Origin of the sequence: Streptomyces sp. NPDC008139 (genome assembly GCF_042957025.1) — a bacterium.
Classification (GTDB): domain Bacteria; phylum Actinomycetota; class Actinomycetes; order Streptomycetales; family Streptomycetaceae; genus Actinacidiphila.
The window spans coordinates 168,002-183,356 of the sequence record NZ_JBIBHM010000009.1 but is presented as its reverse complement, the minus strand read 5'-3'; the positions used below and the strand labels follow the sequence as shown (position 1 = coordinate 183,356).

Sequence of the window (15,355 nt, the reverse complement as noted above, 5' to 3'; positions counted from 1 at the left end):
GCGTCCTACGTCGTAGAAGGGAGGAGGTGGAAGCGGACGGTGGAAGGGGGCCGGGCGGCGTGTGAGAGGGTCCAGCGGGTCGAGCGGTCGACGCGTGAGACCGCGTTAGAGGGTGTCCAGCCAGTTGGTGAGCAACTGGGCGCCCGCGTCGCCGGATTTCTCCGGGTGGAACTGGGTGGCCCACAGCGCGCCGTTCTCCACCGCGGCCACGAACGGCTCGCCGTGTGTGGCCCAGGTGACCTTCGGCGCGCGGATCGCCGCGTTGTGCGTGTCGAATTCCCACTCGCGCACCGCGTAGGAGTGCACGAAGTAGAAGCGGGCGTCGGTGTCCAGGCCCGCGAACTGCCGTGAGTCGGCGGGCGGCCGTACGGTGTTCCAGCCCATGTGCGGGACGACGGGCGCCTTCAGCGGCTCGACCGTGCCGGGCCACTCGTCGAGCCCTTCGGTCTCCACGCCGTGCTCGATGCCGCGGGCGAAGAGGATCTGCATGCCGACGCAGATGCCCATGACCGGCCGTCCGCCGGCCAGCCTGCGGCCGACGATCCAGTCGCCGCGTACGCCCTTCAGCCCCGCCATGCAGGCGGCGAAGGCGCCGACGCCGGGCACCAGCAGCCCGTCGGCGTTCATCGCCCGGTCGAAGTCGGCGGTGATCTCCACCTCGGCCCCGGCGCGCGCGAGCGCCCGCTCGGCCGAACGGACGTTGCCGAAGCCGTAGTCGAGGACGACCACGCTCTTGTGCCTCAGTCCAGTCATGTCGGCTCCTCCCGCTAGAGCTGGAGCAGCCCGGCCGCCAGCGCCATCACGGAGCCGATGGCCAGGACCGCGATCATGCTCTTGGACTGCTTCTGCTGCCAGAAGGAGTAGACGCCTCCGGCGAGGAAGAGCCCGAGCAGGATGAAGAGGGTCGAGTACGTGTTCATAGCGCGCCCTTGGTCGACGGCAGGATTCCGGCGGCGCGCGGGTCGCGCTCGCTGGCGTAGCGCAGCGCCCGGGCGAGCGCCTTGAACTGGCACTCCACGATGTGGTGCGCGTTGCGCCCGTACGGCACGTGGACGTGCAGCGCGATCTGCGCCTGGGCGACGAAGGACTCCAGGATGTGCCGGGTCATCGTGGTGTCGTAGGAGCCGATCATCGGCGCCATGTTCTCCGGCTCGGTGTGCACCAGGTAGGGGCGCCCTGACAGGTCGACGGTCACCTGGGCGAGGGATTCGTCCAGCGGGACCGTGCAGTTGCCGAAGCGGTAGATGCCGACCTTGTCGCCGAGCGCCTGCTTGAACGCGGCACCGAGCGCGAGCGCGGTGTCCTCGATCGTGTGGTGCGTGTCGATGTGCAGGTCGCCCTCGGTCTTCACCGACAGGTCGAACAGGCCGTGCCTGCCGAGCTGGTCGAGCATGTGGTCGTAGAAGCCCACACCGGTGGAGACGGCCACCTGTCCCGTACCGTCCAGGTCGATCTCGACGACGACGGACGTCTCCTTGGTGCTGCGCTCCACGCGGCCCACGCGGGTCATGCGGACTCCTCCGTACGGTGGTGCCTGATGTGCTGCTGGTCGCTGTGTTCCTTGACCACGGTCCTGACGGCGTCGAGGAACGCGTCGTTCTCCGCCGGGGTGCCCGCGGAGACCCGCAGCCAGCCGGGGACGCCGTTGTCCCGGACGAGGACCCCGTGGTCGAGGATCGCCCGCCAGGCGGCGTGGCTGTCGGCGAAGCGGCCGAACTGCACGAAGTTGGCGTCGGACTCGGTGACCGCGCAGCCGATCGCCGTCAACTCGGCGACGAGCCGGTCCCGTTCGTCCTTGAGCTGCTGGACGTAGCCGAGCAGTGTGTCGGTGTGCTCCAGGGCGGCCAGCGCGGTCGCCTGGGTGACCGAGGACAGGTGGTACGGCAGCCGGACGAGCTGCACCGCGTCCACCACGGCGGGGTCGGCCGCCAGATAGCCGAGCCGCAGCCCGGCGGCGCCGAACGCCTTGGACATGGTGCGGGTCAGCACCAGGTGCGGGCGGCCCTCGATCAGCGGCAGCAGCGACGGGCGGTGCGAGAACTCGCCGTACGCCTCGTCCACCACCACCATCGACGGCTTGGCGGCCTGCGCGGCCTCGTACAGCGCCAGTACGGTCGCGGCGTCCACGGCCGTACCGGTCGGATTGTTGGGCGAGCAGACGAACACCACGTCGGGGCGGCGGCGGTGGATCTCGCGGACCGCCGCGTCCACGTCGATCCGGAAATCCGCGTCGCGCGGCCCGGAGATCCAGCCGGTGCCGGTGCCGCGCGAGATCAGCGCGTGCATCGAGTACGACGGCTCGAAGCCGATCGCGGTCCTGCCGGGGCCGCCGAAGGTCTGAAGGAGCTGCTGGATGACCTCGTTGGAGCCGTTGGCCGCCCACACCTGGTCGCTGCTCACGCGGTGGCCCGCGGTCCTGGACAGATACGCGGCCAGCTCGGTGCGCAGCTCGACGGCGTCCCGGTCCGGGTAGCGGTTGAGCTGCCGGGCGGCCTCGGTGACGCGCTCGGCGATCCGGGCGACCAGCGCGTCGGGCAGCGGATACGGGTTCTCGTTGGTGTTCAGCCGCACCGGCACGTCGAGCTGGGGCGCGCCGTACGGGGACTGGCCGCGCAGTTCGTCGCGGATGGGCAGGTCGTCGATGCCGGTCACGGGAGGTCCCATCCGAAGCGGGCCTTGACCGCGGCGCCGTGTGCGGGCAGGTCCTCGGCCTCGGCGAGCGTCACCACGTGGTGGGCGACCTCGGCGAGCGCGTCGCGCGTGTAGTCCACGACGTGGATGCCGCGCAGGAAGGACTGCACGGACAGGCCCGAGGAGTGGCAGGCGCAGCCGCCGGTGGGCAGGACGTGGTTGGAGCCCGCGCAGTAGTCGCCGAGCGAGACCGGGGCGTGCGGGCCGACGAAGATCGCGCCCGCGTTGCGCACGCGGGCCGCGACGGCGGCGGCGTCCTCGGTCTGGATCTCCAGGTGCTCGGCGGCGTAGGCGTCCACCACCTCCAGGCCCTGGTCGAGGGTGTCGACCAGCACGGTCGCCGACTGGCGGCCGGTGAGCGAGGCGGTGATCCGCTGGGTGTGCCGGGTGGCCTCGACCTGGGCCTCCAGCTCCTTGTCGACCGCGTCGGCCAACTCGGGCGAGGTGGTGACCAGGACGGCGGCGGCGAGCGGGTCGTGCTCGGCCTGGCTGATCAGGTCGGCGGCGACGTAGCCGGGGTCGGCGGCGGCGTCGGCGAGGATCGCGATCTCGGTGGGGCCGGCCTCGGCGTCGATGCCGATCCGGCCCTTGAGCAGGCGCTTGGCGGCGGCCACGTAGATGTTGCCGGGGCCGGTGACGAGGTTGACCGGGCGGCACTCGTCGGTGCCGTACGCGAACATCGCGACGGCCTGAGCGCCGCCGGTGGCGTACACCTCGGTCACGCCGAGCAGGGCGCAGGCGGCGAGGATGGTGGGGTGCGGGGAGCCGCCGAAGTCCTTCTGCGGCGGAGAGGCCACCGCGATGCCCTCGACCCCGGCCTCCTGCGCGGGCACGACGTTCATCACGACGGACGACGGGTAGACGGCGAGGCCGCCGGGCACGTAGAGGCCCACGCGCTGGACGGGCAGCCACTTCTCGGTGACGGTCCCGCCGGGTACGACCCGTGTGGTGACGTCTTGGCGGCGCTGCTCGCGGTGGACCAGGCGGGCGCGGCGGATCGACTCCTCCAGCGCGGCGCGCACGGCCGGGTCGAGCGCGGCCAGCGCGTCGCTCAGCGCCCGCTCGGGCACCCGCAGCCGGTCGACCCTGACGCCGTCGAACCGCTCTCCGTACTCGATGACCGCCGCCGTGCCGCGATGGCGCACGTCCTCGCAGATCGGCCGCACGGTGTTCAGCGCCGCCTCCACGTCGAACTCGGCTCGGGGCAGCAGGTCGCGGTCGATCCCGCCCTCGGGGAAGGCGGCACCGCGCAGATCGATTCGGGAGATCACCCTGCCAAGTGTAGAGACCCGGGCATGGGGGACGTTCCGCGGTTCCACTCCGTGATACGCCGCCCGGGGCGGGCCCGCCGCTGTCGCGGGCATGCCCTAGCGTGGCGGCGGGTCGTGGGAGGGGGAAGGGTGAGCGAGCGTCGTGGTGAGGGGCCGCCGGGCGACTGGACGGCTGTGGAGCAGGGGATGTGGCGGGCCTTCCGGCTCGGTGCGACCTTCGGGGCGGGGGCCGAGGGGACGCCCTCGGTACGGGCCGACGCCGTCGCGCAGCTGCTGCTGGACGGGCCGCCGCCGGAGCCGGGGCGGGTGGCGGCGCTCAAGCTGGCGGGCCTGCGGATCACCGGCCGTCTGTCGCTGGCGGGCGGCACCGTCGCCCCCTACGTGCAGTTCGACGACTGCCGCTTCGAGGACCAGGTGCTGCTGCCGGAGTGCCGGGCGGGCAGTGTCCGGCTGGTGCGCTGCCACCTCCCGCGGCTGGAGGCCGCCCGGCTCCAGATCACCGGTGACCTGCATCTGCCGCAGTGCGTCGTGACCGGCGGCATCCGCCTGACCGACGCCCGGATCGGCACCGACCTCCTGCTCAACCAGCTCACCGTCCGCCGCGACCGCCACGGCCGCGCCATCGCCGCCGACGGTCTCACCGTCGGCCAGGACCTGGACGCCGAACTCCTGGACCTGCGCGGCGAGTTCAGCCTCCGCAGCGCCCGCGTCGGCGGCCGTCTCAACCTGCGCGGCGCCACCCTGCGCAATCCGTACGGCCGCGACGCGCTCAACGCCGCCCGGACCACGGTCGAGCACACCGTCTACCTCACCACCAGTTGGCCCGCGAACCGCTCGCCCGACACGAGCGCGGCTCCCGGCGGGACGGACCCCGCGGGCGGCGGCGAGCCGTCCGGCACGGCCCGCAGGGAGTTCAGCGCGGAGGGCGGGGTGCGGCTGGACGACGCCCGGGTGGGCAACGCCGTGGTGATCGACCGGGCGCGGTTCCGGCTGGGGGAAGGGCAGCAGCTCTCGCTACGGCGCTTGCAGACGCCCGAGTTGCGGATCACCTTGGGGACGCCGCCCAGCGGGACGGTGTCGTTGGCCGGCGCGCGGGTGGGACGGCTGACCGACGCGCCGCAGAGCTGGCCGGGGCCGGGACAGGTCGATCTGACGGACTTCTCGTACGAGGCGCTGACCCCGCGCACCGCCTTCCCGCTGCGCGAGCGCGTCGCGTGGCTGAACGCGGCGACGCCGGAATACAGTCCCGGCCCGTACGAGCGGCTGGCCGCCGCGCTGCGGGCGGGCGGCGAGGACGCGCACGCCCGCGAGGTGCTGCTGGCCAAGCAGCGGCGCCGCCGCGAGTCGCTGCCGCCGGCCGGGCGGGTGTGGGGGTGGCTCCAGGACGTGACGGTCGGATACGGCTACCGGCCCGGCCGGGCGGCGGTGTGGATGGCGGTGCTGTGGGCGCTGGGCGCGCTGTACTTCGCCCTCCACAAGACGCCGCCCCCGGCGGGGAACGACTACCGGCCGCATTGGAGCCCCGCGCTCTACGCCCTTGACCTGCTCCTGCCGGTGATCGATCTCGGCCAGGACAACGCGTGGCGGGAGGTCGGCGTCAGCCAGTGGGTGGCCTCCCTGCTCACCCTGCTCGGCTGGACCCTCGCCACCACGGTCGCCGCGGGCGCCTCCCGCATGCTCAGCCGCGGTTGAGCGCGGGCGACTGCCCTCAGCCGCGGTCGAGCCGGACGACAGCCGTCAGGGCCGGGCGGGCGCCGTGTGCGGGAGAGCCGGGCGGCAGCCATGAGGTGCGTCACCCCCGCTCAACCGATCGGCGGCGTTTCGGGGCCCGCCGCGGCCCCGAGGGGTGCAGCGGATGCCTAAGGCGGGCGTACTGCCCGTACCCTTGCTCACTGTGACCGATCGTCTTCCGCTCTTCCCGCTCAGTACGGCGCTCTTTCCCGGCCTGGTGCTGCCGCTGAACGTCTTCGAGGAGCGGTACCGCGCGCTCGTGGGTGATCTGCTGGCGCTGCCCGAGAACGCGCCGCGGCGTTTCGGCGTGGTGGCGATCAAGAACGGCCAGGAGGTCGCTCCGACGGGCCAGGACGGCGGGGACACGGGTCCGGCCGCCGGTCTCGGCGAGGACCCGGAGGCGGCGCTGTACGGCTACGGGTGCATCGCGGACGCGGCGGGCATCGCGGAGCGCGACGACGGCGGGTACGAACTGGTGGCCACGGGTCTGATCCGGTTCAAGCTGCTGTCGGTGGACGCGAGCGGGCCCTATCTGACGGCCGAGTACGAGGAGCTGCCGGACGAGCCCGGCGCGGGCGCGGGAGCGCTGGCCTCCGAGGTCTCACGGGTGTTCGGCACGTATCAGAAGCGGCTGGCCGGGGCGCGGGAGCGGACGCTGGCGCCGGGGCAGGAGTTCCCCGACGACGCCACGGTGCTGTCGTATCTCGTCGCGGCGGCGGTGGTCGTGGAGACCTCGGTGAAGCAGGAGCTGCTGGAGGCGGCGGACACGGCCGCCCGGCTGACAGCCGAACTGCGGCTGCTGCGCCGCGAGAGCGCGGTGATCGACAAGCTGCCGTCACTGCCCGCGGTGGAACTCACCCACCAGGCGATCAGCGCCAACTAGCGCGTATCAGGGGGTCGGCAATGGCGAAGAAGGCGCGTACGGCCGGAGGCACCCCGGCCACGGTCGCCCTGGAGAAGGCGGGCCTGCCGTTCACCGTGCACGCCTACGCGCACGACCCGGCGTCCGAACTCTCCTACGGCGCCGAGGCCGCGGCGGCGCTGGGCGCGGCGCTCGGGGTTCCCCCCGACGAGGTCCGGGGCAGGGTCTTCAAGACGCTGGTCGCGGAGGTGGACGGCGCTCTGACCGTGGCGGTCGTCCCGGTCGCGGGCTCGCTCGACCTCAAGGCGCTGGCCGCGGCGGTGGGCGGCAAGCGCGCCACGATGGCGGCGCCGGCCGACGCAGAGCGCAGCACCGGTTACGTGCTCGGCGGGATCTCCCCGCTGGGCCAGCGCAAGCGCCTGCCCACGGCCCTGGACGCCTCGGCGCTCGGCTTCCCCACGGTCTTCGTCTCCGCGGGCAAGCGCGGCCTGGAGCTGGAGCTGTCCCCCGCCGACCTGGTGGCGCTCACCTCAGCCGTGACGGCCCGGATCTCCCGTATCTGAGCCGGAAGTCTCGACCTCAACCGGAGCGTGCGAGCGTCACTGCGCCGGGGGCGGCGGAGGCGGCGGCGCGCCCCACGGCTGCGGCGCCACGTACACCGGCTGCGGGTCGCGCGGCCCGAAGAGCGAGGTCAGGCCCGCGTGCACCAGCATCGCCGCCGCCGACCAGGCGACCAGCGCGCTCTTGGCGCGCAGCTTCAGCGGCCCGTCGAAGACGACGTTCGGGCCGACCTCCTTGGCGTGTGCCTTGATGTGGACGGTCGGTCCGAGGACGATGCCCAGCCGCCAGCCGACGATGGAGGCGAGGACGCCGCCGACCGCGAGGCCCAGGACCACGGCGACGCCGCCCCGGCGGTACCAGAGGAAGACGCCGAGGGCGGTCAGCGCGCCCAGGCACAGCGCGATCAGCACGAAGGTGCCGTCGCCGCCGATCGCCTCTTCGCCCTCGGTGTCCTTGAGGTAGATGTACTTGCCGTCCGAGATCAGCGGGACGCGCGGTGACAGCCACGCCCACAGCAGCCCGAGGAACACCCCGCACACCGTGACGGCGACCGCGACGAGCGCGGCGCGGCCCAACTCGGCGACCGGTGAGGGCCGGTCCCCCTTGCCGTCGCCTCCACCGGGGCCTGCGCCCGGGTACGGCGGGAACGGCGGCGGCTGGTCGTGCGGCGTCAGGGGTGCGGTCACCCGCCCATCGTGCCAGGTCTGCCTGTCCGTCGCTTCATCGGCAGGCCGCCCTGCGGTAGGCCCAGGTGGCGACGGCCAGCGAGCCGACGCCGACGGCCGCGCACACGGCCAGGTCGCCGACGACCGCGGCCCAGTGCGGATGCCCGCCGAAGGTGCGGGCGAACGCCTCGACGCCGTACGTGGAGGGCAGCAGATCGCGCGCCCAGGAGATCGGCGCGGGCATGTGCGAGGCGGGCAGCACGCCGAGCAGCAGCGCAGCCGACATGCCCAACTGGCCGAAGAGCGTGGCGATCTCCTGCCGCGGCGCGAGCAGCCCGAGGGCCGCGCCGAGGCCGGAGAGCGCGGCCCCGGCCAGCGGGATCACGACGGCGAGGATCCACAGATTGGCCAGCGGCAGATGGAACAGGACGCAGCCGGTCACGGCCGTCACGAGGGTGCCGGGCACGGTGAAGGACGCGTACGCGCCCGCCGCGCCGAGGACAACGGCGGCCGGCGGCACCGGCAGCGTCGCGTAGTGGTCGAGTCCGCCGGACGCCCTGAGCTGTCCGAAGTACTGCGCGAGCAGATTGAGGGCGACGAAGGCGACCACCAGGACGCTGGAGCCCGCGACGACCGAGCGCGCCGCCTCCCCGTCCCCGCCGTCGACCACTCCGCGCATCATCACCATGATCCCGACGGACTGGAAGGTGGCGACGAACAGCAGCGGTATCCGGGCCACCCGGGCCCGCGAGAGCTGCGCGCGGTAGACCGCGCCGAAGGCGGGCCACAGCCGGGCCCGCGGCGCGAGCGGCGCGGCGCCGGACTGCTGCGCGGCGACGCCCCGGGGCGCGGGAACGGTTTGGGTGAGCACGCTCATACGCAGGCTCCACGCGTCGGTGCGGAACACGGCGGGGCCGTGTCGTACGGCGAAGGCACGGGGTCGTACGGCCGGAGGGCGGGTGCGTACGACCGGAGGGCGGGTGCGTACGGCCCGAGGGCGGGTGCGTACGGCGCGACCGCCGGTCGGTGCGGCGCGGACCGCGGCGGGACCCGTCTCATGACTTCACCAGGCCCTCTCCCCTGCCGCCGAGCGCGAGGTAGACGTCCTCCAGGCTGGGCATCGCCAGGGTGAAGTCGTCCAGGGCGGCGAAGGCCGGTCCCCCGGTGACCTCGGCGACGGCGGCGCGGGCTCGCTCCTGGGGCAGCCGCAGCGTCCAGCGGCGGCCCGAGATGTCGGCGAGCGGGTGCAGGGCGGCGATGGCGGGCAGCGACATCGGCGGCTCGTCGCGCCACACGAGGTCGAGCCTGACCTCGTCGGCGACCAGCGACCGCAGGCCCGTGGGGGTGTCGCAGGCGATGACCTTGCCGTGGTCGAGCACGGCGACCCGGTCCAGGACGTTCTCCGCCTCGATGACGTTGTGGGTGACCAGCAGCACGGTCGCGCCGTGCTCGATCCTGCGGCGGCCGACCGCGGCCCACACCGCGCGCCGGGCGACCGGGTCCATGCCGGTGGTGGGCTCGTCGAGGACCAAGACGGGCCGCTGGCCGACCAGGACGGCGGCGAAGCAGGCCAGCCGCCGCTGGCCGCCGGAGAGGCGCTTGATGGGGCGTCCCGCGATCGGGCCGAGTTCGAGTTCGTCCAGGACGGCGTCGCGTTCGGCGCGGGCGGCGCGCGCGTCCAGGCCGCGCAGCCGTCCGGTGGTCTCGGCGGCGAGCGCGACGGTCAGCTCGTCCAGCGCGGACGACTCCTGGCCGAGGTAGCCGACCAGCCGGGAGGCCCGGTCCGGGTGGCGTACGAGGTCGTGGCCGAGCAGGTCGATCGATCCGGCGTCGGGCCGCAGCAGGCCGGTGAGCTGGCGGACCAGGGTGGTCTTGCCCGCGCCGTTGGGGCCGAGGATGCCGAAGAGTTCGCCGCGGCCGATGTCGAGGTCGATGCCGTCGTTGGCCCGTACGACACCGGGCCTGGGCGCGGCGGCGGTCTGGGGTGCCTGGTCGGCGGCGGTACGGCGGCGGCGCAGCCCTCGACCCCTGGCCGCGGAACCGGCCGGGTACGTTCTGACCAGACCGCGCACGGTGCACACCGTGTCGCGGGCTGTGGCGACCGCTGGGGGCGCCGTCTCCTCCGTGCCCGTACTCACGAGGATCGAGAGTACGCGCCGCACGGGGCATCCGGCGCAAGGGGGGCCCGGTTCACCCGCTTTCCCCTCGGACCCGCCCGAGGCGCGGGAGGGCGCGGGCCCGGCCGCTCACTCCCCCGCGGGTGCGTGCTCGGCGACCGCGTGGGCGTCGACCTCGCGCCAGAATCCGGCCCTGATCGCGTACCGGTCGTGCTCGTCGATCTGGTCGTCCTTGTGGGCGAGCAGGCCGAAGCGGGCGGCGTATCGCAGCAGCTCACCGTCTATGCGGTGCGGGACGCGGGGGTAGTGGGTGGAGAGCTGCTGGAGCTGGGAGGCGTCGGTGAGGCGGGCGATCCAGCGGCGGGCGAAGACCTGGCCGACCTCGAAAGGGTCGCCGCTGACCGCCGTGATGTCGGCCTCGCGGTCCGCCCAGCGCTGTTCGGCGGAGGTGAGCTGGGCGAGGGTGGGCAGGCCGCTGGTGTCGGGCAGGTCGGCGCCCGCGCCGCGGTCGGTCCAGCCCTTGTCCGACGACCAGCGCAGGGTGGCGCTGGGGGCGGGCTGAGCCGGCGGCGGCGCGGGGGCGGCGTGGCTGCGGCCGAGACCGGCGAGATCCTTCGGGGTGGGCACGGTGGGACCGGCGGGCTCCGGAGGGGCAACCTTGCCCGGCGGTGTGCCCTCGGCCGCCGCCGGTTCCGGCGCGGTGCCGTTCTTGCCCGGCCGCTCCTCCGGGGGCGCCAGCCGCTCGCCACCCGAGGCCGACTCGGGCAGCGGCGCGGAGAGGATCGCGGCGATCTCCGGGCGCGGGCCGGGCGGCGGACAGACGCCGGGGATCTCGCGGGCCCTGATCGCCGCGGTGATCCACTGGCGGTCCAGCACGCGCCGCTCGTCGGCCTCCGCGACGAGGTCTTCCGACTGGTTGTAGTCCCCGTCGGCGGCCTGGACGGCCCACAGGTGGACCGCGACGCCGTGCTCCTTGGCGGACATCATGCCGGGCAGCAGATCGCCGTCACCGGTCACCAGGACGACGTCGGAGCACGCGCGGTTACGGGCCAGCTCCGACAGCTCGGCGTGCATGGCGGCGTCCACGCCCTTCTGCGCCCACCGGCCGTCCGTCCGGGTGAGCGCGCCCAGTCGTACGGTCACTCGGGGCATCACCCGCAGCCGACGGTGTTCCGGTTGCGGAACCCGGTCGGGTGCGCCATCGAACCAGTAGATCCGCAGCAGTGGCTGACCGGTCTCCAACTCGGCACGTTCGCGCAGGCCAGCGACGACGGCGGCATGATCAACGGTGATCCGGGACCGGGAGGGTTCACCCGCCAACAGACTCGCCGCAGCGCCCAGTAGGTAGCCTGCGTCCACCAGGACGACGCAGCGGTCCATGTTGCACCTCTTCCGGTCGCCCCCCGGCACGGATTTCCCCCGAGTCTGCCCGAATGCTCGGGGGTTATGACCTCGAACCCGATCATCGGCGTGGCGGCGGTCACTTTTCCGATCGCCCCACTCCGTCAACTGCCCGAAATGCGCGCTTCGTACTCCCGTGCAAATCTGATGGCGGCCGATGGGCCACCAGGCCAACGGCCGACATCCCCCACTAGGAGAGACGATCGTGGCTAAGAACAAGAACCAGAACCGTCAGCGCGAGAACCAGAACCAGCAGCGCGGCGCCGCCGCCACCGAGGAGCGGGAGCGCACGCAGCGCCCGATGGACGAGGACCAGCAGGAGATGGCGCCCGCGCAGGACTTCTCGCACAAGCAGAACAAGCAGAAGTTCGGCCACAACTAGTCCCACCGCGTGGTCGCGGGGGCACCCCTCCACCAGGGGTGCCCCCGCACTCACATCACGCGCGCCGGGCTCGTGCGGGCCGCGCTCCGGCGGTCAACGCGCCCCCGCTTCGGTGATCAGCCCGCCTGCTGCTGCGCGGCGCCCAGGCACGCGGGGCCCAACAGGGCCTTGAGGTCGCCGAAGAGCGAGGGGTCCGCGGTCACCCGGTGCCGGTCGAGCCGCAGCACCGTGGTCGTGCGCGCGCCCTGGAGCTTCACCCGTACCTCGGTGTTGCCCTTGTGACTGGAGAGCACTTCGCCGAGCCTGGCCACCAGCGGCGGGGTCACCTTGACCGTCGGGATGGAGATCATCACCGGCGCGTTGGTGCCCACGTCCGACAGGTCGGGGACCATCAGCTCCATCGCCACCAGCCGCGGGATGTCCTCCCGCTTGTCGAGCCGCCCCTTGACGAAGACCACGGCGTCCTCGACGAGTTGGGTCGAGACCAGTTGGTAGGTGGCGGGGAAGAACATGCAGTCGACCGAGCCCGCCAGGTCCTCGACGGTGGCGATCGCCCACGCGTTGCCCTGCTTGGTCATCTTCCGCTGGAGCCCGGAGATGATGCCGCCGATGGTGACGATCGCCCCGTCGGAGTAGTCACCGGCCAGCGCGGCGATCGCGGCGTCCGTCTTGTCGTTGAGGATGTGCTCGATGCCGAAGAGCGGATGGTCGGAGACGTAGAGGCCGAGCATCTCCCGTTCCTGCGCGAGCAGATACGTCTTGTCCCACTCGATGTCGGAGAAGACCACGTCCATCCCGAAGGCCGGGGTGTCGTCGCCCTCCTCCCCCGCGCCGCCGAACAGGTCGAACTGGCCCTCGGCCTCCTTGCGTTTGACCTGCACCACGTTGTCGATCATCGTCTCGAAGTGCTCGGTCAGACCGCGCCTGGTGTGCTTCATCGTGTCGAACGCGCCGGCCTTGATCAGCGATTCGACGGTCCGCTTGTTGCACGCCACCACCTCGACCTTGTCGAGGAAGTCCGGGAAGGTCGCGTACCGCCCCTTGGCCTTGCGGCTGCGGACCACCGACTCCACCACGTTCGTCCCGACGTTGCGCACGGCGGTGAGGCCGAAGACGATCGTGTCGTCGCCGCGCGGTGTGAAGTTGGCGTTGGACTCGTTGACGTCCGGCGGCAGCACCTTGATGCCCATCCGGCGGCACTCGTTGAGGTAGAGCGCCATCTTGTCCTTGTCGTCCTTGACCGAGGTCAGCAGGCCCGCCATGTACTCGGCCGGGTAGTTGGCCTTGAGATACGCGGTCCAGTAGGAGACCAGGCCGTACGCGGCGGAGTGCGCCTTGTTGAAGGCGTATCCGGCGAACGGCACCAGCACGTCCCAGACCGCCTGGATGGCCTGGTCGGAGTAGCCGCGCTCGCGCATGCCCGCCTGGAAGGGGATGAACTCCTTGTCGAGGACTTCCTTCTTCTTCTTGCCCATCGCGCGGCGCAGCAGGTCGGCCTGGCCGAGCGAGTAGCCGGCCAGCACCTGGGCGGCCTTCTGCACCTGCTCCTGATAGACGATCAGGCCGTAGGTGATGTCGAGGACTTCGCGGAGCGGCTCTTCCAGCTCCTTGTGGATCGGGGTGATCTCCTGCTGCTTGTTCTTGCGCAGCGCGTAGTTGATGTGCGAATTCATGCCCATCGGGCCCGGCCGGTACAGGGCCGAGACGGCGGAGATGTCCTCGAAGTTGTCGGGCTTCATCATGCGCAGCAGGGCGCGCATGGGGCCGCCGTCGAACTGGAAGACGCCCAGGGTGTCGCCGCGCCCGAGCAGCGCGTACGTGTTGGGGTCGTCCAACGGCAGGGACAGCAGGTCGATGTCGATGCCCTTGTTGGCCTTGATCGACTTGACCGCGTCATCCATGATCGTCAGGTTGCGCAGGCCGAGGAAGTCCATCTTCAGCAGGCCGAGCGACTCACAGCTCGGGTAGTCCCACTGCGTGACGACCGCGCCGTCGTTCTTCGGCGAGAAGATCGGCACGTGGTCGATCAGCGGCTCGGCGGACATGATCACGCCCGCCGCGTGCACGCCCATCTGCCGGACCAGGCCCTCGATGCCCTTGGCCGAGTTGATCACCTTCGTGACGTCCGGCTCGTTCTCGTACATCGCCCGGACCTCGCCCGCCTCGCTGTAGCGCGGGTGGTCCTTGTCGGTGATGCCGGAGAGCGGGATGCCCTTGCCGAGGACGTCGGCGGGCATGGCCTTGGTGATCCGGTCGCCCATGGAGAAGGGGTAACCGAGCACGCGGGCCGAGTCCTTGATCGCGGCCTTGGCCTTGATGGTGCCGTAGGTGGCGATCTGCGCGACCTTGTCGGAGCCGTACTTCTCGGTCACGTAGCGGATCACCTCGCCGCGCCGACGCTCGTCGAAGTCGATGTCGACATCGGGCATGGACACGCGCTCGGGGTTGAGGAAGCGCTCGAAGATCAGGCCGTGCGGGACCGGGTCGAGGTCGGTGATGCCCATGGCGTAGGCGACGATCGAACCGGCCGCGGAACCACGCCCGGGGCCGACCGCGATGCCGTTGTTCTTCGCCCACATGATGAAGTCGGCGACGACGAGGAAGTAGCCGGGGAACCCCATCTGGACGATGGTGTCCATCTCGTAGTCGGCGAGCTTCTGCCGGTCCTCGGGGATGCCGGTGGGGAAGCGCCGGGCCATGCCGCGGGCCACTTCCTCGCGGAACCAGGTCACTTCGGTGTAGCCCTCGGGGACGTCGAACCTGGGCATCAGGTTCTTCGTCTCGAACATGCCCTCGGTCTCGATGCGGTTCGCGATCAGGAGCTGGCTGTTGCGGCAGCCCTCCTGCCACGCGTCCGAGGAGTCGATCGCGTACATCTCGGCGGCCGACTTCAGGTAGTAACCGCTGCCGTCGAACTTGAACCGGTCGGGGTCCGACATGTTCGAGCCGGTCTGGATGCACAGCAGGGTGTCGTGCGCCGAGGACTCGCTGGCGTACGTGTAGTGCGAGTCGTTGGTGACGACGAAGGGCGCGTCGATCTTCTTGGCGATCTCCTCCAGGCCCGCGCGGGCCCGGCGGTCGATGTCGATGTCGTGGTCCATGATCTCGACGAAGAAGTTCTCTTTGCCGAAGATGTCCTGGTACTCACCGGCGGCCTTGATCGCCTCGTCCATCTGCCCGAGCCGGATGCGGGTGGAGATCTCGCCGGAGGGGCAGCCCGTGGTGCCCATCAGGCCCTCGGCGTACTCGCTGAGCAGTTCGCGGTCCATCCGGGGCTTGCGGAAGTAGCCCTCGAAGGCGGCCCGCGACTGGGCGCGGAAGAGATTGTGCAGCCCGACGGCGTTGCGCGCCCAGATGGTCATGTGGGTGTACGCGCCGGCACCCGAGATGTCGTCCCGCTTCTGGTGCGGCGCGCCCCACTTGACGGGCTTGTTGTACCGCCGCGACTCGGGCGCGAGATACGCCTCGATACCCATCACCGGCGTGACGCCGGCGTCCTTGGCCTGGTGGAAGAAGTCGTACGCCCCGTGCAGATTGCCGTGGTCGGTGATGGCCACATGGCTCATCCCCATCTCGTTGCACGCCTTGAACATGTCCTTCAATCTCGCCGCTCCGTCCAGCAGCGAGTACTGGGTGTGGACATGGAGATGGGTGAAGGGCTGGTCGGTCACGGG

14 protein-coding genes are annotated in these 15,355 nt (G+C 71.8%); 4 read left to right on the top strand and 10 right to left on the bottom strand.

The genetic code is table 11. From position 1 onward, the window contains the following. Positions 1 to 105: 105 nt before the first annotated feature. From hisH to hisD, 5 genes are read right to left on the bottom strand one after another with little or no spacing between them, the layout of a single operon-like run. On the bottom strand, positions 106 to 753 hold the full coding sequence (gene hisH / locus ACFZBB_RS20815) for an imidazole glycerol phosphate synthase subunit HisH (protein WP_391044002.1): 648 nt from the start codon (positions 751 to 753) through the stop codon (positions 106 to 108). Between the two features lie 14 nt (positions 754 to 767). Beyond that, positions 768 to 920: a hypothetical protein gene (locus ACFZBB_RS20810; RefSeq protein WP_188280531.1), complete on the bottom strand. Its 153-nt coding sequence runs from the start codon at positions 918 to 920 to the stop codon at positions 768 to 770. Further along, positions 917 to 1,510: an imidazoleglycerol-phosphate dehydratase HisB gene (hisB, locus tag ACFZBB_RS20805; RefSeq protein ID WP_355334053.1), complete on the bottom strand. Its 594-nt coding sequence runs from the start codon at positions 1,508 to 1,510 to the stop codon at positions 917 to 919. The genes ACFZBB_RS20810 and hisB overlap by 4 nt, the downstream gene beginning before the upstream one ends. After that, on the bottom strand, positions 1,507 to 2,664 hold the full coding sequence (locus ACFZBB_RS20800) for a histidinol-phosphate transaminase (protein WP_391124311.1): 1,158 nt from the start codon (positions 2,662 to 2,664) through the stop codon (positions 1,507 to 1,509). Before ACFZBB_RS20800 ends, hisB begins: the two co-directional genes overlap by 4 nt. Continuing rightward, on the bottom strand, positions 2,649 to 3,962 hold the full coding sequence (hisD, locus tag ACFZBB_RS20795) for a histidinol dehydrogenase (RefSeq protein WP_391043996.1): 1,314 nt from the start codon (positions 3,960 to 3,962) through the stop codon (positions 2,649 to 2,651). Before hisD ends, ACFZBB_RS20800 begins: the two co-directional genes overlap by 16 nt. Positions 3,963 to 4,148: 186 nt before the next feature. Here hisD and ACFZBB_RS20790 point away from each other — a divergent pair, with 186 nt between their 5' ends. From ACFZBB_RS20790 to ybaK, 3 genes are all read left to right on the top strand, one after another. Beyond that, positions 4,149 to 5,654, top strand: a complete 1,506-nt coding sequence (locus ACFZBB_RS20790) for an oxidoreductase (protein ID WP_391124721.1) — start codon at positions 4,149 to 4,151, stop codon at positions 5,652 to 5,654. 163 nt (positions 5,655 to 5,817) lie between these two features. Then, complete coding sequence (locus ACFZBB_RS20785; RefSeq protein WP_355334061.1) at positions 5,818 to 6,576, top strand: LON peptidase substrate-binding domain-containing protein; 759 nt, start codon at positions 5,818 to 5,820, stop codon at positions 6,574 to 6,576. A gap of 20 nt (positions 6,577 to 6,596) precedes the next feature. After that, on the top strand, positions 6,597 to 7,118 hold the full coding sequence (ybaK, locus tag ACFZBB_RS20780) for a Cys-tRNA(Pro) deacylase (protein ID WP_391124307.1): 522 nt from the start codon (positions 6,597 to 6,599) through the stop codon (positions 7,116 to 7,118). A gap of 36 nt (positions 7,119 to 7,154) precedes the next feature. Here the strand turns inward: ybaK and ACFZBB_RS20775 are convergent, their stop codons facing one another. The 4 genes from ACFZBB_RS20775 to ACFZBB_RS20760 all read right to left on the bottom strand — a co-directional run bounded on the left by ACFZBB_RS20775 (position 7,155) and on the right by ACFZBB_RS20760 (position 11,278). After that, on the bottom strand, positions 7,155 to 7,802 hold the full coding sequence (locus tag ACFZBB_RS20775) for a hypothetical protein (RefSeq protein ID WP_391124303.1): 648 nt from the start codon (positions 7,800 to 7,802) through the stop codon (positions 7,155 to 7,157). 34 nt (positions 7,803 to 7,836) lie between these two features. Continuing rightward, positions 7,837 to 8,658 (bottom strand): ABC transporter permease, encoded by an 822-nt coding sequence (locus ACFZBB_RS20770; RefSeq protein WP_391124300.1) that lies wholly within the window; start codon positions 8,656 to 8,658, stop codon positions 7,837 to 7,839. Between the two features lie 178 nt (positions 8,659 to 8,836). After that, the gene (locus ACFZBB_RS20765) at positions 8,837 to 9,919 is read right to left on the bottom strand and encodes an ATP-binding cassette domain-containing protein (RefSeq protein WP_391124297.1); all 1,083 of its coding nucleotides are present in this window, start codon (positions 9,917 to 9,919) and stop codon (positions 8,837 to 8,839) included. A 108-nt stretch (positions 9,920 to 10,027) separates the two neighbouring features. Next, positions 10,028 to 11,278: an NYN domain-containing protein gene (locus ACFZBB_RS20760; protein WP_391124294.1), complete on the bottom strand. Its 1,251-nt coding sequence runs from the start codon at positions 11,276 to 11,278 to the stop codon at positions 10,028 to 10,030. 226 nt (positions 11,279 to 11,504) lie between these two features. On the opposite strand from ACFZBB_RS20760, the gene ACFZBB_RS20755 reads away from it, so the two are divergent. Then, positions 11,505 to 11,681 carry a hypothetical protein gene (locus ACFZBB_RS20755; protein ID WP_391124292.1) on the top strand — a complete coding sequence of 59 codons (177 nt, stop codon included), beginning with the start codon at positions 11,505 to 11,507 and terminating at the stop codon, positions 11,679 to 11,681. 116 nt (positions 11,682 to 11,797) lie between these two features. Here ACFZBB_RS20755 and dnaE read toward each other — a convergent pair whose 3' ends face one another. Beyond that, positions 11,798 to 15,352 (bottom strand): DNA polymerase III subunit alpha, encoded by a 3,555-nt coding sequence (gene dnaE, locus ACFZBB_RS20750; RefSeq protein ID WP_391124290.1) that lies wholly within the window; start codon positions 15,350 to 15,352, stop codon positions 11,798 to 11,800. Between the last annotated feature and the right edge of the window lie 3 nt (positions 15,353 to 15,355).

Excerpts from the sequence above, each read along its gene's own strand:
- hisH (WP_391044002.1), bottom strand. The coding sequence starts at position 753 with ATGACTGGACTGAGGCACAAGAGCGTGGTCGTCCTCGACTACGGCTTC.
- ACFZBB_RS20810 (WP_188280531.1), bottom strand. The coding sequence starts at position 920 with ATGAACACGTACTCGACCCTCTTCATCCTGCTCGGGCTCTTCCTCGCC.
- hisB (WP_355334053.1), bottom strand. The coding sequence starts at position 1,510 with ATGACCCGCGTGGGCCGCGTGGAGCGCAGCACCAAGGAGACGTCCGTC.
- ACFZBB_RS20800 (WP_391124311.1), bottom strand. The coding sequence starts at position 2,664 with ATGGGACCTCCCGTGACCGGCATCGACGACCTGCCCATCCGCGACGAA.
- ACFZBB_RS20790 (WP_391124721.1), top strand. The coding sequence starts at position 4,149 with ATGTGGCGGGCCTTCCGGCTCGGTGCGACCTTCGGGGCGGGGGCCGAG.
- ACFZBB_RS20785 (WP_355334061.1), top strand. The coding sequence starts at position 5,818 with ATGCCTAAGGCGGGCGTACTGCCCGTACCCTTGCTCACTGTGACCGAT.
- ybaK (WP_391124307.1), top strand. The coding sequence starts at position 6,597 with ATGGCGAAGAAGGCGCGTACGGCCGGAGGCACCCCGGCCACGGTCGCC.
- ACFZBB_RS20770 (WP_391124300.1), bottom strand. The coding sequence starts at position 8,658 with ATGAGCGTGCTCACCCAAACCGTTCCCGCGCCCCGGGGCGTCGCCGCG.
- ACFZBB_RS20760 (WP_391124294.1), bottom strand. The coding sequence starts at position 11,278 with ATGGACCGCTGCGTCGTCCTGGTGGACGCAGGCTACCTACTGGGCGCT.